Source organism: Celerinatantimonas yamalensis, assembly GCF_046054155.1.
Taxonomy (GTDB): domain Bacteria; phylum Pseudomonadota; class Gammaproteobacteria; order Enterobacterales; family Celerinatantimonadaceae; genus Celerinatantimonas; species Celerinatantimonas yamalensis.
Genome location: NZ_JBEQCT010000003.1, coordinates 363,192 through 384,850, shown reverse-complemented (window position 1 = coordinate 384,850; position 21,659 = coordinate 363,192). Strand labels below are relative to the sequence as shown.

Sequence of the window (21,659 nt, the reverse complement as noted above, 5' to 3'; positions counted from 1 at the left end):
TCCATCATCGGGTCGACCTAACGAGCTGTTTTACTAGCGTTACGCACCACTAGGCTACCGCCTGGTACCATCTCGACGTCTTTGACATTCTTACGAGTAGCATAAAGGTCATCTTGATAGTACAAAAGCACTTGCGGTGCATCACGGCTAATCAGCTGTTGCAACTTGACATAATCTTGATTGCGTTGGCGCGTATCTAAGCTTGAAGCGGCCTTATCAATCAATTGATCGACCTGTGGATTTTTATAAAATCCCAAGTTAGCCCCATCTGGCGCAAAGCTTTGTGAGTCATACAATGGGCGCAGTTGTAGGTCGTTGCCAATTAAGCCCGAAGACCATGACGCCAACACCGAGCCAATGTCCATCTGTTGTTTTTGTTTCGCATCAGCAAAGGCCGCTTTGGTCCACACACCGCTTTCCATCTGTTTAACATCCAAAGTCACACCGATTTTTTTCCACATCGCTTGCAATACTTGCGCGGTGCGGGCATCAGGCGCTTGCACGGCAATGGTCATACGAAAACCATTGGGGTAGCCTGCGGCTTTTAGTAGTGCTTTGGCTTTGCTCACACTATAGGGGTAGTCATTAAGTTTGGCATCATAACCGGGGGCAATGGTTGGCAGTGGTGAGTTAGCCGCCTCAGCGTAACCAAACGAGATAGCGCGCACTAAAGCGCTGCGATTGGTCGCATAGTTGAGTGCTTGGCGCACTTTAAGCTTATTCAGCGGTTTCATCTGAGTATTTAAAGCCACCCAGAAAACGGCTGCGCCAGGCGAGCGATGCAGCGAAATAGTCGGGTTTGCCTTGAGTAACTTAGCAAACTGTGGCGGAACGGGATTAATAATATCCGCCTCACCCGATTGCACGGCCATATTCATAACAGACATTTCACTACTCCACGTCCATTTTAATTCATCAGCGCCGTGGACTTTGCCCCAATAATGCGGATTGCGTTTTTCTAAAACATATTCACCCGTTTTATATTGAACAAATTGATAAGGGCCTGTCCCATCAGCATGCATGCCAAGTGTGCCTGCTTTATCAGCTTTCGGGCTAACCATCATCGCCGCACCCGTAGTCATCAGATTTAAAAAGGTAGGAAATGTTTGTTTTAAATGAAAAGTAACAGTCAATGGCCCAGTTTTTTCAATCGACGCGACGACATTTCGTAATCGACCGCTGGCCGCTAAACCACGCGACTTATCTAAATGACGATCAATATTATAAACCACCGCTTGGGCATTAAATGGCGTGCCATCTTGAAAGCTCACGTCAGGACGCAATTTAAAAGTCCACAGCGTTCCATCTTTATTTTTTTGCCAAGAAGTCGCCAGTGCCGGAATAATTTTTCCTTGTGTATTCATCCGCACTAACCCTTCATACATTGGGTCAAGAATATTCGATGTATAGGTTGCCGTTTGATCGCCTGGGTCCATACTTCGCGGCGGCTCGCTTTGCATAATCGTCACGGTCGCTGCCCAGACAAATTGCGGAACAACTAATAACAATAAGCCACTTCCACGCAAAAGCTTGGTTCCCCATCGGGGGTCTGTTGTATGTTGCATCGTATCCCTCACCAGTCATTTATTCTTAATTAATTTATATATAAAACTAATTGAATGATTAATATTCTGTTTTTCGCTTCAAAACTCAAATAAAACACTAAATACAATTTATTATGGTTATATTTACATTGTTTAGTTTACTAAATTAACTAATTAAGCCTCTTTTTGTATGTTATTAAAAATATTTAGTTGATTTATTCATTTCCAAACATTATTGTCAAGTCATACCGAATAAAAAAAGATTAAATATGTTAGATGCGCAGCAACAACAAATTGTTCGTTTGCTTCATGCCGAAGATGGGCTAAGCCGTACAGAATTGGCGAAACAGATGGACGTCAGTAAAGCGGCTATGAGTCACTTGGTGCGAAAGCTTATTGACCAACACGTGGTGGTCGAATCACTCCCATCTGTCAATGGACAAGGCCGACCGTCGGTGCTTTTGACCGTATGTTCTGACCGTTATTTTTTTATTGGCGTTTCGTTATTAGGCGAGCAAGTTGAATTAGTGCTCGTTGATTTAGCCGACCGGCCCCTAGCACATATTGCATTTGAATTTGTCCGTGAACCTGCGCAATTAGCCGCAAACATTGCGTCCCATATCGAACCGTTGCTAGCGCAAACTCACGTGAATATTTCAGCCGTTTTAGGGGTAGGGATTGCCCTGTCAGGGGTCATTAATAAGACGCGCGATCACTGTATTAAGTCAACCTTACTCGGTTGGAGTGATGTCGCCCTAGTGCAGCTATTACAGCAGCATGTGCAATTACCAATCTATTTGGAAAATGATGCGAAGTCATTGGCTATCCATCAGCACTTGTTTGGATTAGCTCGTGATGTGAACAACTTCGCTTTATTGACCCATAGCGATGGAATCGGTTCGGCTCAGTTTATTCATGGTCAACTATATCGCGGCGCTCATGGCGGGGCAGGTGAAATCGCTCATACCACCATCGAACTAAACGGGCTGCCATGTCGCTGCGGCAAACGAGGCTGCTTAGATACGGTTTCTTCGTTGATCGCCATTCGCGAAAATGCGACGCGTCACGGACTCAGCCAAACAACCATTCCCGCATTGGAAGGGTTAGCTATGACCGGAGACAGCACCGCTATTGGGATATTGCATCGTGCTGGGAATGCTCTGGGGTTGGCGATTGCTCACGTCATTCAACTCAATGACCCACAAAGTGTGCTGATTGCCCATCATCCCGACTGTTTTAACGGCCTATTTGCCACGTTAGTTAAACAGAGTATCGATACACATGTTCTGCCTGATTTGGCAAGTAAAATTCAAATTTGCCCATTCGCGCTGCATCCACAGATCTGGACACATGCAGCTGCCAGTGTCGCTATCCATCAATTTTTGCACCAACCATTGAATAAGTGAGGAACGCTATGCGCATTGCTGTTGGCGGCATTCATATTGAATGCAGTACTTATAATCCAGTACTCAACCATCGGGATGACTTTCGCATCACCGAAGATGAGCAGTTATTAGCCAATACCTATTTTCAGTTCTTAAACGATTATCCAGCAGAATTTATCCCAACGGTACATGCGCGGGCAATTGCTGGCGGGCCAGTCGCGCAAGGCACCTATCAACGTTTTAAGCAGGATTTTTTAACTAAATTAGCAGCAGCCCTGCCGGTGGATGGGGTTTATCTTGCCATGCATGGCGCCATGTATGTCGAAGGCATGACGGATGCTGAAGGCGATTGGATAAGTGCGACGCGTGAGTTGGTCGGCGCTGATTGCCCCATCAGTGTCAGCTACGACCTGCATGGTAACGTCACACAAAAGATTATCGATCACATCGATATGTTCTCGACCTATCGCACGGCACCGCATATTGATATTGAACAAACGATGCGCCGTTCGGTATCCATGCTCGTACAAAGTATTTCGACTGGGGTGCGCCCAAAACTATTATGGTGCCCCATTCCAGTCGTGCTTTCTGGTGAACAAACTAGTACTGAAGATGAACCGGCGAAAAGTATTTATGCTGAGCTGCCCAGTATCGATGCCATCGATGGCATTTGGGATAGTTCCTTATTAGTTGGCTATGTATGGGCTGATGAGCCACGCGCTACCGCCGCAGTCGTCATGACCGGAACTAACGCTAACGCATTGGAATTTCAGGGCACTTATTTGGCCAATCGGTATTGGCAGGCGCGTGAGTCATTTTGTTTTGGTTGTCAAACCGGTAGCGTCAGCGAATGTGTCAGTTGGGCGATAGCCAGCCGTACTCATCCGGTCATTTTAGCCGATTCAGGTGATAACCCGACCGGTGGTGGTGTGGGTGATCGCGCCGATCTACTCGCCGAGTTAATTGCCCAACAAGCGACCGATACCGTCGTCGCCGGAATTGCCGATGCCAATGCAACCCAAGCTGCCTTTGAGGCCGGTATTGGCGCACAGTTAACGCTCACGATTGGGGCAAGTCTTGATCCGACGGGTCAACATGTTCATGGCCAATTTACCGTCATACGCTTAATCCCAGCAACACCACTCAACGCCCGCCAAGCCGTACTACGCATTGACGGTATTGACGTTGTCGTTGCCGAGCGTCGCCGCCCTTATCATAATCTTGAAGATTTTGCCCAGCTTGGTATTGACGTCAACCATCTCGGTATTTTAGTCGTTAAATCTGGTTATTTGTCCCCCGATCTAGCCCCGTTAGCTAACCCCAATTTGATGGCGTTATCTGAAGGTGTCGTGGACCAATATGTAGAGCGACTGACTCGCGCGCGTAAAGTCCACCCAACTTTCCCCTTTGATAGAGACTTTAACTATACGCCTAAGTTGCACTACAGCGTTCGGACTCCTCACTAACCATCTAGCTCATCGCATAATCATCAAGGAATAAGGCATGACTGAACTGGCACCGATTCTTCAAGTAAGCGATTTAACCACTAGTTTTCGCGATGGTCATCGCTGGAAAGCGGTGCTCAATAACATTCAATTTTGCATTTATCCAGGCGAAACCCTAGCGATTGTTGGTGAATCAGGTTCGGGTAAGAGCGTCACCTCGTTATCTATCATGCAACTTTTAAATCCGCGCCGTAGCCGTGTACAAGGGAGTATTAAACTCGAGGGGCGAGAGCTGACCACCCTCAATGATGCGCAGATGCAACAGATCCGGGCCAATCAAATTGCGATGATCTTTCAAGAACCGATGACCTCGCTCAACCCCGCTTTTAGCATCGGTGAACAAATTGCTGAGTTGTTGCAAGTCCATCGTGGTGAAAACCAAAAACAGGCGCGCGAGCATACCGTGGAACTTCTTAAAAAAGTGCGCATTCCCAATGCCGCTAGCCGCTTTGATGATTATCCCCATCAATTCTCTGGCGGTATGCGTCAACGGGTGATGATTGCGATGGCACTGGCACTCAGCCCTAAGTTGTTAATTGCTGATGAACCAACCACCGCTTTGGATGTGACGATTCAAGGTCAAATTCTTGATTTGATCAAGACACTGCAACAAGAAGAAGGGATGGCGGTTTTATTTATTACCCACGACATGGGCGTTGTCGCGGAGGTCGCAGATCGCACCTTGGTGATGTATCGCGGTGAGTTGGTTGAGACAAATACCACCGCTGCGCTATTTGCCAACCCCAAGCACGAGTACACTCGGATGTTACTGAATGCTGTGCCCAAACTGGGCTCAATGACCGACTGCGCAGAACCCCTTAAATTTCCACAAATTGATAGCAATGGTCAGGTGCAGTTATTTTCACCGCAGCCTCCGTTACCCAACAAGAAACCGCCCCTACTTAAAGTTTCCAACTTGACGACCCGATTTGCTATCCATAGTGGTTTTTGGTCACGACAAACTGCGGCCGTGCATGCCGTAGAAAATATCAGCTTTACTTTGACCCCAGGAGAAACGCTGTCGTTGGTGGGTGAATCGGGCTGCGGTAAATCGACGACGGGCCGCTCGTTGATGCGACTAGTTGAGCCTTTGCACGGGGAGATTGAATTTAACGGCTATAACGTCTGTCAACTAAGCCAAGCAGAACTGCGGCGAATGCGCCAAGATATTCAGTTTATCTTTCAAGATCCATTTGCCAGTCTAAATCCTCGCATGACCATTGAAGAAACGCTCATTGAGCCACTTCTTGAACATCAATTAGCCAGTAAACGTGATGCCAAAAAGAGAGCGTTAGAGCTTATTGAGCAAGTGGGCCTAAGTGGTGACATGCTCAAACGTCATCCGCACGAATTTTCCGGTGGCCAGCGCCAGCGCATCGCCATTGCCCGAGCTTTGTCACTTAACCCGAAGCTCATTATTGCCGATGAATCCGTGTCAGCACTTGATGTATCCGTCAAAGCACAGGTGGTAAATTTACTCATGGACCTGCAACAAACGCACAATCTAGCCTATCTCTTTATCTCCCATGATATGGCGGTTGTCGAGCGTATTAGTCACCGAGTGGCGGTGATGTATCTTGGCGAAATTGTCGAAATTGGTCCACGCCAAGCGATCTTTAGCAACCCGCAACATCCATACACCCAAAAATTACTCGCTGCGGTTCCAATTGCCGATCCGGCGCAGCGTCATTTAAAACGCCACTTAAGTGTCGATGAACTAAAAAGCCCGATCCGCGATAACAACTACCAACCGCCACAGCGCCATTATCGACAAGTCAGCGATCAGCATTGGGTGATGCAACATTAAATAGGACTGAGGCCCGCGAAGGTTAGTTGCCTGATGAGCGATGCTGCAATGGATAACATAATTGCAACCAAGCTTGCGCCGCCCTTGATAGATAGCGATCCGCCGGCCAAATGACACCGAGGTTCCAATCAATGGCGGGTTCAATTGCGCGGCCAATCACGCCTCTGGCATCCATCTGCTGAAAAAGCGGTTGCGGTAGAAAAGCGACACCGCCACTTTTCACCAAGGCGACTAGAAAGTCCCACTGGCTGCTACGCGCTAAAACTTGTGGTTTGAAACCAGCCTTTTGACAGGCCTGTTGAATCACTTCACTTAAGGTAAATTCTTTGGTGTACAAATAAAATGGCTCGGCGGCCAAATCAGCCCAACAGACCTTTGATTTTTGCTGCCAACGAGGCTCATCGGGTAACACAGCTAATAGTGGATAACTGGTAAACGGCAAGGTGTTAAGGTGCTCCTGAATGTATTCAGAAATCATCGTAATCGCGATATCAATTTCACCGTCTAACACGGCATGCTCTATTTTTCGCCCACCGTATTCCAAAATAGTTAATTCAACATCGGGATAGGCTTGTCGATATTGACGAATTAACTGAGCATACAGATGACCAACCATCGGCGGTATTCCTACTTTTAACTGGCCTTTGCGCAGTTCATTAAGATCATCAAGCTGCGCGGCGAGTTCATCCATTTGTTTAAGGATGCTTTGTGCATTTTTAAAGACGACGTCGCCGGCATCGGTAAGCCAAAATCGCCGCCCTTGCCGATGGAGCAGTGGCAGATCTAATTCTTGTTCAAGGCTCTTGATCATTTTACTGATCGTCGGCTGTGTCACAAACAGCTGTTCTGAGGCCCGCGTAAAGCTTTTTTGCTTCACTAATTCAACAAAATAACGTAATGCGCGAAGGTCCATAATCGTATCACTATCTCGGTTTAAAACTATTCTATAGTGGCATACTTTAAATAAAAAAAATTCATTTTCTGACTAGTTTGTAACTGCTTATACTGTGACTCACTTCACAAACACATATCAGAGTTGTTACTTTAAATGCTGCGGTTTCAGACGTTTATACTCACTTGCTGGCAAGTCCTACTCATTGTCGTGATCTGGATGATTGCTAACATTTTTGTCCATTATTTCCATATTCCCGTGCCATCTAACTTAGTTGGAATGTGCCTGTTGTTAATATTGGTATTTGCCAAAATTATTCGTCCTAATTGGCTCCGCCTTGGGGCAACATGGTTATTAGCTGAAATGTTACTCTTTTTTGTCCCCGCCGTTATGGCCGTGGTGAATTATCCACAATTGGTTCGCCAACACGGCTTACAGATTGTGTCAGTCATCTGCTTAAGTACTTTATGTGTAATTATTTCAACTAGCTGGGTCGTTGACAAAATGCACCATATTGAAGTCAAGCTAGCCCGTCGCCGCAGTCTACAAAATGCAGCGAATAAACGAGGCAGCCGTTTATGATCAACCCATGGATCTCTTCATTTTGCTTTGTCCTAACGATCTTTTTGTATTTTCTAAGTAAGTGGCTTTATGGGAAAAAACCTTCCATCTTATTTATGCCGTTATTATTAGCCCCATTGCTGATTCTAGCGGTCGTATTGCTTTTCCGTATCCCCTATCTGGATTACATTCAAGATTCCCACTGGCTATTGTGGATGTTAGGCCCAGCGACAGTGGCTTTTGCTATCCCTATCTACGATCAACGGCAATTAATCCATAAGCATTGGTTATCGCTCTCGGTTGGCGTGTGTGTCTCGGTTTGTGTTGCCGTCAGCAGCACGATCGCACTGGCCCGATTATTCCATTTGTCCGAAATTTTACAACGCAGTCTAGCCATGCGCTCAATCACGACTCCATTTGCGATACAGGCAACACGGCTCATTGGTGGAAAAACTGATTTAAACGCCGTGTTTGTGGTGATCACTGGGGTATTTGGCATGGCTATTGGCGAACTAATTCTAACGGCGATGTCAATTCGCTCAAGACTAGGCAAAGGCGCCAGTCTCGGCGCCTGTGCCCATGGTGCTGGCACTGCAAAGGCCTATCAAATCGGCCATACTGAAGGCGTCACCTCCAGTATCATTATGATGCTCGCAGGGGTGATTACCGTTTGTATTGCGCCATTAGTGGGTCGGCTTTTTTGGTAGTTCGTATCAACACATTGTTTCGCGTAAAGGGCTTATTCTGACCATTATTAGGCCGGTTCAGCCCTTTCAGGTAACGACTCAATATGCAATGTTTGTGTTGGAAAGGCGCAATCAGCCCCAGCCTGATGAATAATCGCTAAAATCTGTAATAACACATCTTGTTTGATTTGATGATATTCCGCCCAATTAATAGTTTTGGTAAAGGCGTAAATAAAGAAATCTAAGCTAGACGTACCAAATGCGGTAAAATTCACCATTAATGTTTTGTTGGTATCGATGGCCTCGTGCGCCTGCAACATCTCTTTGACCGAATCCACGATCTGTTGCATCTGTGCTGAATCTTGATAGCGGATACCAATGGTTTCATAAATTCGCCGATTCAGCATTCGAGAGGGATTCTCTACCGAGATTTGAGTAAACACCGCATTGGGCACATATAAAGGTCGCTGATCAAAGGTTCGAATTTTCGTGACCCGAAAACCAATGCGCTCGACGGTCCCTTCAATTTGCCGGTCGGGACTGCGAACCCAATCACCCACCCGAAACGGTTTATCCAGATACACCACAACCGCCCCAAAAAAGTTAGCGATCAGATCGCGGGCACCCATCCCAATCACCAAACCACCCAAGCCTCCGAAAGCGAGTAATCCGGAAAGACTCAATCCAAGACTTTGAAAAACGGTCAGCAGCACAATGACAATGACCGACGCTTTGATAAGCTTCGCCATCGCTTGCACGGTGGTGGCATCTCGGCCTCGACTAATAAACTCATCTTCGCCACTATTGGCGACTCGCCACGCGGCAATCGCAAACAAGACCTCTAATAGAACTTGACGCACAACGGGAAGATAAGCTGACAAGTTAGAATCTATGCGCTCGGCCACGCTTTCAGCCACTAAACTTAACCCCATCAGCAGGATAAACCAGTTCATAGGGCCATTAAGCGCATCCCAAAGAATATTATCCCAATGGGTTTGAGAATGTTCGGCGAATTTAACGATGCGCTTGCCCAATAAGCGCCAGCAAAGCGTGACGAATAAAGTTGCTACAATAATACACAATGCTTCAACGGCCCATCCTTGCCCTAATAAATGGGTTAATCGACCAAATTGTGCATGTCCCCAACTGACTATATCAGTCATATTTTCATTGTCTCCTATCGGTAGAACTTCAGTCCTAAAGAAGACTAAAGACTGACCCAATCTAAATTTATAACCATCATGATGCTGTAGATGGACGCCCTTCTTAGCTTGATTTCAATGGGCTGAGCCTCCCACGTCGCAATGATCGAATCAAAATAGCCAACAACTAAACACAAAAATATTAATATGCCTATCCGTTCCCGATAGACTTAAGCAATGCTGACGTTTGTCATAGTGATTAAAGCAAACTAAAGATGCATATAAAGCAGCGCAGCGCGATTTACTTGCGGACACCATACCACAGCAGTGGCCCATTAATTTGTGGCCAAAGGCGGCCTTGATTCATCTAAATCAAGATAATTTTTTATCGCTATCATTGGGGTTACTTAAAAATGAATTTTTTCTCACTAGATGTTCAAAATCCGTTCATGGCGCATCAGATTCAACCGCAAAACATCAGCATGTCCGAATCAATCACTTTGTTTATAGCATGCCGAGGATTATATGAATATCTCAACGCTAAAGACAATCATGATTGAGCGCAGTTTTTGTCGGATGTTGCTCAATGCCTGCTTGAACCAAGCTAGCCGGTCCTCACTGTGCAAGGTATGCAGGTAGGGTTGGCGGAAAAACCATTAGCTTAGCGGACAATAGCTTTTTTGAAGTAATATTGGCTAGGGTCAGGAGAAAATGTGCAATGCCTCAGTGATCAATTGGTTACAAAATGATTGGAAAAGTATCATCATCCGAATGCCACTAGGAGTTAAGGATGATGACTCTAGCACGGCTCAATAGTGCATTACACCGTAATGTGAATGATTGTTGTACAATATGGTGCTTATCATTCTGACTAGTCCTAACATTATCAAACCACAATAGCGAATAAGGGATGCGCTGAGTATTCCTACTGCGATTGGTGTTGATTCTAGTGCCATCATATAGGGACTACTCCGATGGAAATAATGGCATCATCCTCAAAGGGAAAAAATCGCTGCAAGATATCTGATATCTGGGCGACGCTTTACTCATTATGGTGAAATGAACACTAGCGATGCATCTACATTACATGTAGATTACATCTTCTAGGCTGATATTTAAACCATCATACATTATCTAAAACTACCAAATAATCATGTGAAAGGAATCCATGAGATGCCCATTAAAGATATGCTACTCGCTCTTGCTGTTGTCATCGCATGGGGAGTAAATTTTGTTGTCATCAAAGTAGGATTAGAAGGAATGCCACCATTACTACTGGCAGGGCTGCGCTTTGCCTGTGTTGCATTCCCTGCGATATTTTTTATCGCACCACCCAAACTGCCGCTGCGTTGGTTAGTCAGTTATGGCTTGAGCATTAGTTTTGGCCAGTTTTCATTACTTTTTTTGTCGATCAAATTAGGGATGCCTGCCGGGCTTGCCTCATTAATTTTGCAGGCGCAGGCATTTTTCACCCTCTTATTTGGCGCGGTATTGCTCAAAGAATCCCTTCGCCTACATAATCTGCTGGCCATGGCAATCGCGGCCATTGGCATCGCCTTAATTGGTCTATCGCATAGCCATTATCAAAACTCATTTACGCTCCCTGCCTTGTTGCTCATTTTGGGCGCTGCTGCCTCGTGGGGGATCGGAAATATTACCAATAAAGTGATCATGGCTCGTTATTCGGTGAAGATAATGTCACTAGTGGTTTGGAGTGCCTTAGTGCCATTGCTCGCTTTTAGCTTGAGCTCCGTTATATTTGAAGGCACTTCGACGATTTATACCAGTCTCGTGCATATCCAATGGCATAATATTTTAGCACTGTTCTATCTGGCAGTGATTGCCACAATGCTGGGCTATGGATGTTGGGGAAGCTTACTGAGTCGTTATGAAACATGGCGAATTGCCCCATTGACACTGTTAGTTCCCGTTGTAGGCCTTGTCAGTGCGGCTGTATTTGTCAATGAACATCTAAGCACCCAGCAACTTGTTGGCGCCGCTATTGTTGGGATTGCACTGGTATTTAATGTATTTGGTGCCCGTCTGTTAAGGGCCCGTTCAACGCCGCCGGTCAATGTATCGAACCGCCTGTAAATTCATCTTTTCGCGCTGACTAGGGTATATCGGTGTCGCGATAACAGGTGCAAAAACGCTGATAAAGTAGGTTGATGGAAGCCATTGAACCGTCAGCTAAGCTGAGTCTTGCATTATACTGACGAAGGAAGCGCATAAGCGGGGCAACAGTAACTGCCCGCTTTTATCAGGCTGGTTTTGGAATGATGTAAATGTTACGACTTAAACCATCATGAAATTTATGCCGTCCTGATTGAATGCCACCGAGTCGTTTAACCAACACCCTCGCCGAATCATTTGAATCGTGCATATACGTTTCGACTTTACACCAGCCCAATTCGTTATATGCATAAGCAACAGCTGCGATTGATGCCTCTTTGGCATACTCCTTCCCCTTTGATTTTGGAAGTAGCCATACTATCGTGACACATTGACATGCGACTATCGCCTGATTTCTGAATCTAGCATGATGCATCTAAATGGCAACAAGGCACTGATTGACGGACTATCTATCAATCTGTTACGACTAACATCTATCGGGTTATCTTATGTCCGAAGTCGTTGATCTTGAAACAGTAGATTTTCAAAGATCTCTGGCTCGAGCGCCTCGCTAAACAAAAACCCTTGATAAACATGACAGCCGCGATATTTTAAAAATTGCATCTGGAAAGATGTTTCAACACCTTCGGCAATAACTTCCAGCCCTAAATTCTCTGACATCGCAATAATTGTCGTGATGATGGCGCCACTTGAACCACTGGAGACGACTTCATCCACAAACGATTTATCAATTTTCAGACAGTTAATCGGCAGTTTAGTCAGATAGGCCAACGATGAGTAACCCGTACCAAAATCATCCACTGAGAAACGCACACCATAGTCGCGTAATTGCTGAAGTTTCTGGATCGTTTCTTCAACATTCGTCACCAGCACACCTTCAGTGATCTCTAATTCAATTAATCGCGGATCACAACCTTCCTCGCGAATAATATCAATCGTATCTTGGACAAATCGACTACGATGGAACTGTTTTGGGCTGACATTCACCGAAAATGTAGTGAAGTAATCAGGTAAACCGCGATCTTGCCATTTTTTCAGGGCGCGACATGCGCCACGCATCACCCATTCACCCAGCGTTACAATAAAACCGGACTCTTCAGCAATCGGAATAAAGTAGCCGGGCGACAGCCAGCCTTGCTGCTCGTCAAACCAGCGCAGTAATGTTTCCGCTCCCACCATCTGATATTGATCATTAAAGCGTGGTTGATAGTAAAGAACCATATCATTATTCGCCATTGCTTTGGGCATCAAGAGCTGTAATTCATGGCGTTTATGGACTTTATTAGCCATCTCTTTGATAAAAAAGTGCACGCCAGAACGGCCTGTTTCTTTTCCATGATAGAGGGCTATATCCGCTTGGCGAAAAATTTCATAGGCACTATCTGACTGGTGAGGAAAAAGCGCAATCCCAATTGTAGCGGTAAAATTCACCTCACTCCCACGCACAAGAAAACTACGACAAAGCCCAGCGCGAAATTGATGTGCGAGCATTAAAATTTGACGGACAGCTTCTTGTCGATGAGGGCCCAGTTCTGTGACTAATATAGCAAATTCATCACCGCTAATACGTGCAACTAACTGTTTATAATGACACGATTTTTGTAAGCGCTGTGCCACCTTCTTTAAAATGATATCGCCAATGTGATGGCCAAACAGATCATTGACATTTTTAAAATCATCAATATCAAAATAGAGTAATCCACCATATGATTTACTCTTCGAATGGCTCTCTATGGCTAAGTCTAATTCTTGTAATAATTTGCTCCGATTAGCCACCTCGGTGGTTTCATCATAACTACTGCGATAACGTAACTGATCTTGAGTTTGGCGAAACTCTGTGACATTGGAAAATGAGCCAATCATACGCAGCGGCACCTCTTCATCATATTCGACAATCATGCCCCGAGCTGCGACCCATAAGATCTCATTTGATGGACAAACCAAACGATGGACGCATTCGAAGATAGGGCGTTGCCCTTGAATATAAAAGCGTAATTCATTCAGTGTTTCATCACGATCGTCAGGGTGAATATACTGTTGCCAACCGCTGAGATTTGCTTCAAGATCCTCGTATTCAATTCCCAACATGGCCGCCCATTGGCGATTATAAATCACTTTATTGGTGGCAAAATCCCAATCAAAAATACCATTTGTGGCCCCATCCATTGCAAACAGCCATCTTTTTTCATCCTGATGGGCCTTACTTCGAGAATGGTGTAATGCATGTGTTAAATTAGTGAAAATTTGACTGAGCTCAGCAATTTCGCCACGCCCCTTGGGTGCACGATATGTCTCTGTGTTGATCACCGAAAACGCACGTAACGGCCGAACTAACCAACGACGTATCAACAAATAAATCAGAAAAACTGAGGCAACTCCTATAAGCCACTGCCAAAGTGCCTTTTTTAAAATTTCGACACGCAATGACATCCAGCTCGGACGTAGATTGTATTGGAGTAATAACAACTCTGCGGTGGGCGACTGTTTATAAGACGCAGTTAATGGAATGTATAATGATCCAGTTAATTGATGATTAAACTGACGCCATTGATATTGACCCGTTTTTTGCATCTGCATCACTGCATCAGGATCTATAGGTAAAGAGGCGTCAGACGCTCTTGCACTTGGCGCTAAAACATTCGAATGAATCAGTACATGTTGATCACTATCGATGATAAAAATATCATTAAATAGTTGTTTGGCAATGGCTAAATGAAAGACATGCTGTACCAATTTCGTATTCGGTGGTTGTTGCCTAAGTAAAACGGGAAGAATATGCTGTAGCTGCTCAGCGACTTCTAGCATATGCCGTTGACTTCCATCAATTAACTGATACTGGCGATGACTTAATGACTCAAAAGTCATTAATATTTGTGCGCCAGTGAGTATCAGCAGTAACAACGCAGGAATTATAATACTCAATGACAATCGACGCATCACTCCATCACCTGCTTCACACTCACGTCAATAATTCTATAATGCATACCTTGCACAACTAACTCGTCTCTCCATTTTATTAAGCTATTAAAAATACTAGCTTAAAGGCCATTAATCTACTTCAAATAACCTGTTGAAACAACATATATACCCAAGTTATATACATATCTTACAATTTCATATATAATTGATAATAAAGATAATTAATTATTCAGACATTGTGCCATTAAGGTTAATTAATGTTGCCTAACAGTCAATGAAGATGCCTCACTCATCACACCACTCTAAGCGAGCATCAATTGGATAGATCAAAACAAACGTTGTCGCATCCTATACTGCTTGGTTGACTCGAGTTTTTGACAAAATGAGATATTTAGTTATGACGCAAAGCGCCTCATTAGCGATTGGACGATCATAACGAGTTGTTTTTAGTAAGATCCGCTACCGATAATATAGTAGATAGATATACAAAACAATGTTTCAATTTTTGTTCCGCTTGCTGAATTTAATGAGGGCTAATAAATTCTACACACGAAGACAAATTGATGAAAGGTTAAGGGAAGCCGGAATCTAACACAAATATTGATGAACCTGTTAAGACTTCACCCGAACAAAGACCAAAGGCCCCCCAATGAGGGGCACTTTGGGATAAAGCTACAAGAGCGCGCGAGCTAATATCGCATGCAACAATACATTCGTGCCAGCTTCAACCTCGGATGGTTTAGTATCTTCAATTTCATTATGACTGATGCCATTTTTACACGGGATGAAAATCATCCCTGTGGGCGCGAGTTCAGACATATACACCGCATCGTGCCCAGCGCCAGAGACAATATCCATATGCGAATAACCAAGTTTTTCAGCTGCATTGCGTACCGCGTCTTTGCACTCTGGATGAAAAGGCGCCGCTTTATAGTTTGACACCAATTTGAGGTCGATACGCAGCCCAGTCTGTTTGGCCAGATCCGCGGTAAATTCACGCAATTGCGTGTCCATTTCGTCAACCAGTTCATCGGTCATATTGCGAAAATCAATTGAAAATGTAACCTGACCGGGGATCACATTACGGCTATTGGGATAAACTTGCGCCATACCTACCGTACCGCGGCCATGCTCACCGACACGAAGCGCAATCGCTACTACTTCTTGCATGATCTTGGCAGAGACTTGCATGGCATCTTGGCGCAAATGCATGGGTGTGGGGCCAGCATGAGCTTCCATTCCTGTGACCACGCAGTCATACCAGCGTATCCCTAATACCCCTTGCACGACACCAATCACTTTCTCTTCATCTTCAAGAATTGGCCCTTGCTCAATATGGGCTTCAAAATAAGCCGCAAACGGATGATCACCCGGTTCCTGCTCACCGACATAGCCAATCTTGGTTAATTCATCTTTGACCGTCTTCCCATCTATATCGGTCGCCGCATAAGCATGTTCTAATGAAAATTGATCGGCAAAGACCCCCGAGCCCATCATCACTGGCACGAACCGCGATCCCTCCTCATTAGTCCAAAACACCATTTCAATTGGCGCTTCAGTGGTAATATTGTGATCGTTCAAAGTACGAATAACCTCAAGGGCAGCCAGCACACCAAAATTACCATCAAACTTGCCTCCCGTTGGCTGGGTATCGATATGGCTCCCCGCCATAATCGGTGGGAGTTCATTATTGCAACCGTCTCGGCGCATAAACACATTACCAATTTTATCGATTGTTACCGATAATCCGGCTTCTTTTGCCCAGCTAATCACCAAATCCCGACCGTGGCGGTCGGTCTCAGTTAAAGTTAATCGGCAAACCCCACCTTTAGGCGTTTCACCAATTTTGGCCAAATCCATTAATGATTGCCAAATTCGCTCACCATTAATTCGTAGTGTGTCAATATTCATAGCTGTAGAATTTGTCTGTGTCGCTGTATCCATGGTTATAATCCTTGAACTGTTATGGTGCATTAACGTTTAACGGCGGTCGGTGTTAGCTGTTGCTGACGCGTTGCATTGGCCGTGAAATTGTCGCCAAAGGCAGCCCGTTTAATATAGTGACCCGCGCCTTTTTCAACATGTAATTGACCATTGGCCCAAACCACTTTGCCGTGACTGATTGTGTGAGAGGGAATACCGGTCACTGTGCGCCCTTCAAACACATTAAAGTCATTGTTGGAGTGATGAGTTTTGGCCGAAATAGTGCGACTAGCTTGCGGGTCCCAAATCACGAGGTCGGCATCTGAGCCCACAGCAATCAAGCCCTTGCGCGGGTAGATATTAAATAGCTTAGCGGCATTGGCTGATGTAATTGCCACAAACTCACTTGGCGTTAACCGTCCCGTGCCAACCCCAGCATCCCAGATCACCGCCATACGCTCTTCAACCCCGCCACAACCATTGGGGATCTTGGCAAAATCATCAGCGCCAGCGGCTTTTTGCGCCGCGCAAAAGGTACAATGATCCGTTGCGGTGGTATGCAATTGGCCCGACTGTAAACCTGTCCATAACGCTTCTTGGTGATGTTTCGGTCTAAACGGTGGGCTCATCACATGCGCGGCAGCTTGGGTATAATCTGGGTCCCGATAAACACTGTCATCAATCACTAAGTGACCCGCCAATACTTCACCATAAACCCGCTGCCCGCGAGCACGCGCTCGCGCGATCGCATCCGCTGATTCCTGACAGGAAACATGCACGACATAAATCGGCACTCCAATCACATCTGCAATCGCAATCGCCCGATTTGCCGCTTCTGCTTCAACCATCGCTGGGCGCGATAGAGGATGACCTTCTGGACCGGTGATGCCCATCTCTTTGACCTGTTGTTGCAACAGATAGACCAGCTCACCATTTTCAGCGTGCACGGTTGGCATCGCCCCTAGTTCCAAAGAGCGGCGAAAGCTATTGACCAGTGTTTCATCATCACACATGATGGCGTTTTTATAGGCCATAAAATGTTTAAAGCTATTGACCCCGTGTTGTTCAACTAAGGTTTTCATATCTTGGCGGACAGACTCATCCCACCAAGTGATCGCCACATGAAAGCTGTAATCTGCCACAGCTGATTCAGCCCAGCGACGCCATTTTTGATAGGCTTCAAGGAGTGGCTCTTGAGGATTCGGGATCACAAAATCGATGATAGTGGTGGTCCCTCCCGCTAATGCGGCGCTGGTACCGCTATAAAAATCGTCCACGGTGGTCGTTCCCATAAACGGGAAATTCATGTGGGTATGCGGATCAATCCCGCCTGGCATGACTAATTGCCCCGATGCATCAATCACTTGTGCATCTTCAGGGGCACAAATGGTTTCATCAATTTGGGCAATCACGCCATCAACGCATAACACATCGGCCTGAAATTGTCGGTCCGCATTGACTACGATTCCGCCTTTGATTAGTAGTGTCGTCATCATATTTCCTTATTCTACGAGAGGGCGGATAGTATCCGCTTCGGCTAATGGGTTATTGGGGTGCTGCGTCCAGTTGGCAGAGTCTGCTCGCACCACTTCACCCGTCCGGTGGTCAACTTCACCAGGGGCGAGCGTACGCAGAGTAATGCAATCTTCAATCGGGCAGATAGAGACACAGAGGTTACATCCCACACAATCTTGTTCTTTGACTTCGTAGTAACGCTGGCCATTTTTACTGCGGGTAATCGCCTGATGCGCAGTGTCTTCACAGGCGATGTGACACTTACCACATTGAATACAACTCGCCTGATTAATGACGGCTTTACTCACGTGATTCAAATTGAGATAGCGCCAATCAGTTACCGATGGCAGCGCCTTCCCACAAAAATCCGCAATTGATGTATAGCCCGCCTCATCCATGAAATTTGACAGACCACTGAGCATATCGTCGATGATGCGAAAGCCATGCACCATCACCGCAGTACACACTTGAACATTGGAGCAACCTAACGCGATAAACTCAGCCGCATCACGCCAGGTTGAGATCCCCCCGATGCCTGAAATAGGAAGATTGCGAGTTTCGCTTGTTCGGCCAATCTCTGAGACCATATTCAGCGCAATCGGCTTGACAGCTGGCCCACAATAACCGCCATGCGAGCCTTGATTGCCCGTATGAGGACTCATCAACATCGCATTTAAATCAACCCCCATCACTGAGTTGATGGTATTGATGAGTGACACCGCATCAGCTCCACCGCGCTGGGCGGCCTGAGCCGGATAACGGATGTCGGTCACATTCGGTGTGAGTTTGACAATCACCGGCAGCGAGCAATACTGCTTACACCACCGTGTGACCATCTCAATGTATTCGGGGACCTGACCCACCGCGGCTCCCATCCCCCGCTCACTCATGCCATGAGGGCAACCAAAGTTCAGTTCAACACCATCGGCTCCAGTTTGTTCCACTAGCGGGAGTATAAATTTCCAAGACTCTTCATCACAGGGCACCATCAGCGAAACGATCAGTGCCCGATCCGGCCAGTTGCGTTTGACTCGAGCAATTTCCTCTAAATTGACATCCAAGCTGCGGTCGGTAATCAGCTCAATATTATTCAAGCCCATAATATTGCGATCAGGTGAGCGCAACGTGCTATAACGAGGCCCTTTCACATTCACGACATGCGGGTCGAGCCCCAGTGTTTTCCAAACCACCCCACCCCAACCCGCTTCAAAAGCGCGCACGACATTGTATTCTTTATCCGTCGGCGGAGCCGAAGCCAACCAAAACGGATTAGGGCTATGAATTCCCAAAAAGCGAGAGGTTAGATCAGCCATGGGTACGCTCCTGTTCTATCGCGGTACATAAACGGCTATCAAGACGCAATGCCGTGTCAATTGAGTGGGCCGCAATTTGACCCAGTCGCACAGCATCCACTGTGAGATCCGCGCCGCCCGCCACGCAGTCGCCCCCAGCCCAAACGCCAGCTATAGAGGTCTGGCACTGTTCATCAACGGCAATCCGCCCTTGTTCCAGTGCCGGATGCTGATCATCTGACCAAGGCAGATAACGCTGTCCAATCGCTTTTAACAACATGTCTGCCGCAAGAGTGAAACGCGTTGTGGTATCCAGCAACTGCCCTTCTACTTCAGTGGTTTTAATAAAAGACATCCCTTGTAGCTTGTCATCCATGATAATCGCTTCGGGCCGCGCCCAGCACTCGATCACGACGCCATTTTGTCGCGCCCAGTTAATCTCATAGGGTGAGGCTTTAAATGACGCTTCGCCGCGCCGGTACACCATGGTTACCTCATCGGCGCCTAGTTTTTTTGCCTGCACCGCAGCGTCAACTGCGGTCATTCCGCCGCCAATGACAATTACGCGTTGTCCGACTTCAACTTCACAGAGATCATCGGCTTGGCGAATATCGGCGATAAAATCTACGGCCTCTCGCACCGATGCAAGCTTGGGTGATTCGATACCGAGCGGATTCACTGCCGTGAGCCCTAGCCCCAAGAATACGGCGTCAAACTCATCTTGCAGCTGTTTCAGATGAATAGTTTCACCTAATGTCTGCTGGCATCGGACTTCAATCCCGCCAATCGACAGTAACCACTTAATTTCGGCTTGAGCAAAATCGCTTGATGTTTTATAGCGTGCCAAGCCATATTCATTTAACCCGCCCAATTTGGGGCGCGCATCAAATATAACGACTGCATGCCCTTGTCTGGCCAAGCGATGCGCCACCGTTAATCCAGCTGGTCCGCTCCCCACCACTGCCACGGATTTTCCCGTTGCAGCAGCTCGCTGAAATAACGGCTGACCTGGATTAGCAAAATATTGATCCGTTGCATAACGCTGTAAGCGCCCAATTTGAACAGGTTTTTGCTCTTGTGTTTGACGAACACACGCTTGTTCGCACAATACTTCGGTGGGACAAACTCTGGCACACATCCCGCCTAGCTCGTTGGCAGATAGGATGCTCTGTGCGGCACCTCGAATATTATGTTCGCTAATTCGTTGAATAAACTGCGGGACATTAATCTGCGTGGGACAGGCATTCATACACGGCGCGTCATAACAGTAGTAGCAGCGGCTGGCTTCAGCCATAGCAGCTGCGACCGACAATGGGGGGGGATGGTCACAGAATTCACGTTGATGACCAACATTTGAGCACGGCGCAGCGTCCTGCTCAGCCGATTTGTTCAAAGATGCATGAAGATGAGTCATAGTCTTGCCCCTAGTCATTATTTGGCACTAAATCCTGACCAATTAGTTAGGATTATATGAAGCAAAGCGATATTTATGCCAACCTGACCAAATAGTCAGAAATGTCTATAAACCCAGCAACTGTGGGCAATCGACTCATGAATGAATAACTGAAAATGAAGAGGAAGAGAGCAGTTTGCACAAAAATCGTGCTTTTATTGCTTATATAATGTGCACATGCCTCTGTGTTGAGAAAAGGAGGAAAACTAATCGGCTAGCCCACAGCTGCGCAAAACCATCGTTAAAACATGTTCAATGGCTCGCTCTTGCTGCGCTTGCGTATGGATGGACTCACCTAAAATGGCATTAATCTGCACGTCAAAATCAGCATAGGTTTGGGTCATCGCCCACATAGAAAAAAACAGTTGAACACTATCAATAGGTTTAATTTTACCTTCATTAATCCACTGCTCAATCACCGCTGATTTTTTTACAACCAGCGTTTTGAGCGTGTTATGCAACAACCCACTGAGAACTTTAGCGCCTTGCAGCAATTCATTAGCAAATAGCTTTGACGCCTGTGGGCGTGCAAATACGAGATGCATTTTCTGGCGAACATACGCTTCCAGCGCGACTTTAGGATCAGCCCCTGGATAAATTTCGGCCATGGGATCAAGCCACTCGTTCATAATGCGATCAAGCAAGTGTAAATATAGATTCTTTTTACTGGAAAAATAGTAGTGTAAATTAGCTTTAGGCAAACCCGCCTCTTCGGCAATTTGGGCCATGGTTGTGCCTTTAAACCCATATTGAGAAAAAATACGCTCCGCTGCAGCTAAAATTAAATTTTCGTTACTTTTGCGAATGCGCCCTTTACTGGCCGAGGCCACAGAGTCGCCTTCATCCGCTAACTGCAAAAGATGGGTCATCTCACTTGCTTCGAAGATCTCAGTCATAATTTG

Annotated in this window: 16 protein-coding genes; 6 read left to right on the top strand and 10 right to left on the bottom strand. The window is 46.2% G+C overall.

Annotated elements, in window-relative coordinates; all coding sequences use genetic code 11:
• Positions 1-17 precede the first annotated feature (17 nt).
• Complete coding sequence (locus ABUE30_RS09760) at positions 18-1,565, bottom strand: ABC transporter substrate-binding protein (RefSeq protein ID WP_408623561.1); 1,548 nt, start codon at positions 1,563-1,565, stop codon at positions 18-20.
• A 248-nt stretch (positions 1,566-1,813) separates the two neighbouring features.
• Here ABUE30_RS09760 and ABUE30_RS09755 point away from each other — a divergent pair, with 248 nt between their 5' ends.
• The 3 genes from ABUE30_RS09755 to ABUE30_RS09745 are packed head-to-tail and all read left to right on the top strand — an operon-like array spanning position 1,814 to position 6,241.
• Positions 1,814-2,950, top strand: coding sequence for an ROK family transcriptional regulator (locus ABUE30_RS09755; RefSeq protein WP_408623560.1), 1,137 nt, complete (start codon positions 1,814-1,816; stop codon positions 2,948-2,950).
• An 8-nt stretch (positions 2,951-2,958) separates the two neighbouring features.
• Entirely contained in the window at positions 2,959-4,395 is a 1,437-nt protein-coding gene (locus ABUE30_RS09750) for a M81 family metallopeptidase (protein WP_408623559.1), read from the top strand.
• 37 nt (positions 4,396-4,432) lie between these two features.
• Complete coding sequence (locus ABUE30_RS09745; protein ID WP_408623558.1) at positions 4,433-6,241, top strand: ABC transporter ATP-binding protein; 1,809 nt, start codon at positions 4,433-4,435, stop codon at positions 6,239-6,241.
• A 22-nt stretch (positions 6,242-6,263) separates the two neighbouring features.
• Here ABUE30_RS09745 and ABUE30_RS09740 read toward each other — a convergent pair whose 3' ends face one another.
• A complete protein-coding gene (locus tag ABUE30_RS09740; protein ID WP_408623557.1) occupies positions 6,264-7,154 on the bottom strand; it encodes a LysR family transcriptional regulator in 891 nt (296 codons plus the stop codon).
• Positions 7,155-7,289: 135 nt separating this feature from the next.
• Here ABUE30_RS09740 and ABUE30_RS09735 point away from each other — a divergent pair, with 135 nt between their 5' ends.
• Positions 7,290-7,715: a CidA/LrgA family protein gene (locus ABUE30_RS09735; protein ID WP_408623556.1), complete on the top strand. Its 426-nt coding sequence runs from the start codon at positions 7,290-7,292 to the stop codon at positions 7,713-7,715.
• Positions 7,712-8,401 (top strand): LrgB family protein, encoded by a 690-nt coding sequence (locus ABUE30_RS09730; RefSeq protein WP_408623555.1) that lies wholly within the window; start codon positions 7,712-7,714, stop codon positions 8,399-8,401. The genes ABUE30_RS09735 and ABUE30_RS09730 overlap by 4 nt, the downstream gene beginning before the upstream one ends.
• A 47-nt stretch (positions 8,402-8,448) precedes the next feature.
• Here ABUE30_RS09730 and ABUE30_RS09725 read toward each other — a convergent pair whose 3' ends face one another.
• Positions 8,449-9,543, bottom strand: a complete 1,095-nt coding sequence (locus ABUE30_RS09725) for a mechanosensitive ion channel family protein (RefSeq protein WP_408623554.1) — start codon at positions 9,541-9,543, stop codon at positions 8,449-8,451.
• A 1,152-nt stretch (positions 9,544-10,695) separates the two neighbouring features.
• Between ABUE30_RS09725 and ABUE30_RS09720 the strand changes: the two genes are divergently transcribed.
• Positions 10,696-11,616, top strand: a complete 921-nt coding sequence (locus ABUE30_RS09720; protein ID WP_408623553.1) for an EamA family transporter — start codon at positions 10,696-10,698, stop codon at positions 11,614-11,616.
• A gap of 166 nt (positions 11,617-11,782) precedes the next feature.
• Here ABUE30_RS09720 and ABUE30_RS09715 read toward each other — a convergent pair whose 3' ends face one another.
• The 7 genes from ABUE30_RS09715 to ABUE30_RS09685 form a co-directional block, all read right to left on the bottom strand.
• Positions 11,783-12,070: a GNAT family N-acetyltransferase gene (locus ABUE30_RS09715; RefSeq protein ID WP_408623552.1), complete on the bottom strand. Its 288-nt coding sequence runs from the start codon at positions 12,068-12,070 to the stop codon at positions 11,783-11,785.
• Between the two features lie 71 nt (positions 12,071-12,141).
• Positions 12,142-14,592 carry a putative bifunctional diguanylate cyclase/phosphodiesterase gene (locus ABUE30_RS09710; protein ID WP_408623551.1) on the bottom strand — a complete coding sequence of 817 codons (2,451 nt, stop codon included), beginning with the start codon at positions 14,590-14,592 and terminating at the stop codon, positions 12,142-12,144.
• Positions 14,593-15,246: 654 nt separating this feature from the next.
• Entirely contained in the window at positions 15,247-16,518 is a 1,272-nt protein-coding gene (locus tag ABUE30_RS09705; RefSeq protein WP_408623550.1) for a Zn-dependent hydrolase, read from the bottom strand.
• Positions 16,519-16,547: 29 nt separating this feature from the next.
• Entirely contained in the window at positions 16,548-17,993 is a 1,446-nt protein-coding gene (hydA, locus tag ABUE30_RS09700; protein WP_408623549.1) for a dihydropyrimidinase, read from the bottom strand.
• Positions 17,994-17,999: 6 nt separating this feature from the next.
• Entirely contained in the window at positions 18,000-19,325 is a 1,326-nt protein-coding gene (gene preA / locus ABUE30_RS09695) for an NAD-dependent dihydropyrimidine dehydrogenase subunit PreA (RefSeq protein ID WP_408623548.1), read from the bottom strand.
• Positions 19,318-20,718, bottom strand: coding sequence for an NAD(P)-dependent oxidoreductase (locus ABUE30_RS09690; protein WP_408623547.1), 1,401 nt, complete (start codon positions 20,716-20,718; stop codon positions 19,318-19,320). Before ABUE30_RS09690 ends, preA begins: the two co-directional genes overlap by 8 nt.
• 245 nt (positions 20,719-20,963) lie before the next feature.
• A complete protein-coding gene (locus tag ABUE30_RS09685; protein WP_408623546.1) occupies positions 20,964-21,653 on the bottom strand; it encodes a TetR family transcriptional regulator C-terminal domain-containing protein in 690 nt (229 codons plus the stop codon).
• Positions 21,654-21,659: the final 6 nt, after the last annotated feature.

Bases quoted from the DNA above. Each gene is read 5' to 3' on its own strand.
- ABUE30_RS09685 (WP_408623546.1), bottom strand. From the start codon at position 21,653: ATGACTGAGATCTTCGAAGCAAGTGAGATGACCCATCTTTTGCAGTTA.
- hydA (WP_408623549.1), bottom strand. From the start codon at position 17,993: ATGATGACGACACTACTAATCAAAGGCGGAATCGTAGTCAATGCGGAC.
- ABUE30_RS09705 (WP_408623550.1), bottom strand. From the start codon at position 16,518: ATGGATACAGCGACACAGACAAATTCTACAGCTATGAATATTGACACA.
- ABUE30_RS09745 (WP_408623558.1), top strand. From the start codon at position 4,433: ATGACTGAACTGGCACCGATTCTTCAAGTAAGCGATTTAACCACTAGT.
- ABUE30_RS09740 (WP_408623557.1), bottom strand. From the start codon at position 7,154: ATGGACCTTCGCGCATTACGTTATTTTGTTGAATTAGTGAAGCAAAAA.
- preA (WP_408623548.1), bottom strand. From the start codon at position 19,325: ATGGCTGATCTAACCTCTCGCTTTTTGGGAATTCATAGCCCTAATCCG.
- ABUE30_RS09735 (WP_408623556.1), top strand. From the start codon at position 7,290: ATGCTGCGGTTTCAGACGTTTATACTCACTTGCTGGCAAGTCCTACTC.
- ABUE30_RS09710 (WP_408623551.1), bottom strand. From the start codon at position 14,592: ATGCGTCGATTGTCATTGAGTATTATAATTCCTGCGTTGTTACTGCTG.
- ABUE30_RS09720 (WP_408623553.1), top strand. From the start codon at position 10,696: ATGCCCATTAAAGATATGCTACTCGCTCTTGCTGTTGTCATCGCATGG.
- ABUE30_RS09730 (WP_408623555.1), top strand. From the start codon at position 7,712: ATGATCAACCCATGGATCTCTTCATTTTGCTTTGTCCTAACGATCTTT.
- ABUE30_RS09690 (WP_408623547.1), bottom strand. From the start codon at position 20,718: ATGACTCATCTTCATGCATCTTTGAACAAATCGGCTGAGCAGGACGCT.
- ABUE30_RS09725 (WP_408623554.1), bottom strand. From the start codon at position 9,543: ATGACTGATATAGTCAGTTGGGGACATGCACAATTTGGTCGATTAACC.
- ABUE30_RS09715 (WP_408623552.1), bottom strand. From the start codon at position 12,070: ATGCATCATGCTAGATTCAGAAATCAGGCGATAGTCGCATGTCAATGT.
- ABUE30_RS09760 (WP_408623561.1), bottom strand. From the start codon at position 1,565: ATGCAACATACAACAGACCCCCGATGGGGAACCAAGCTTTTGCGTGGA.
- ABUE30_RS09755 (WP_408623560.1), top strand. From the start codon at position 1,814: ATGTTAGATGCGCAGCAACAACAAATTGTTCGTTTGCTTCATGCCGAA.
- ABUE30_RS09750 (WP_408623559.1), top strand. From the start codon at position 2,959: ATGCGCATTGCTGTTGGCGGCATTCATATTGAATGCAGTACTTATAAT.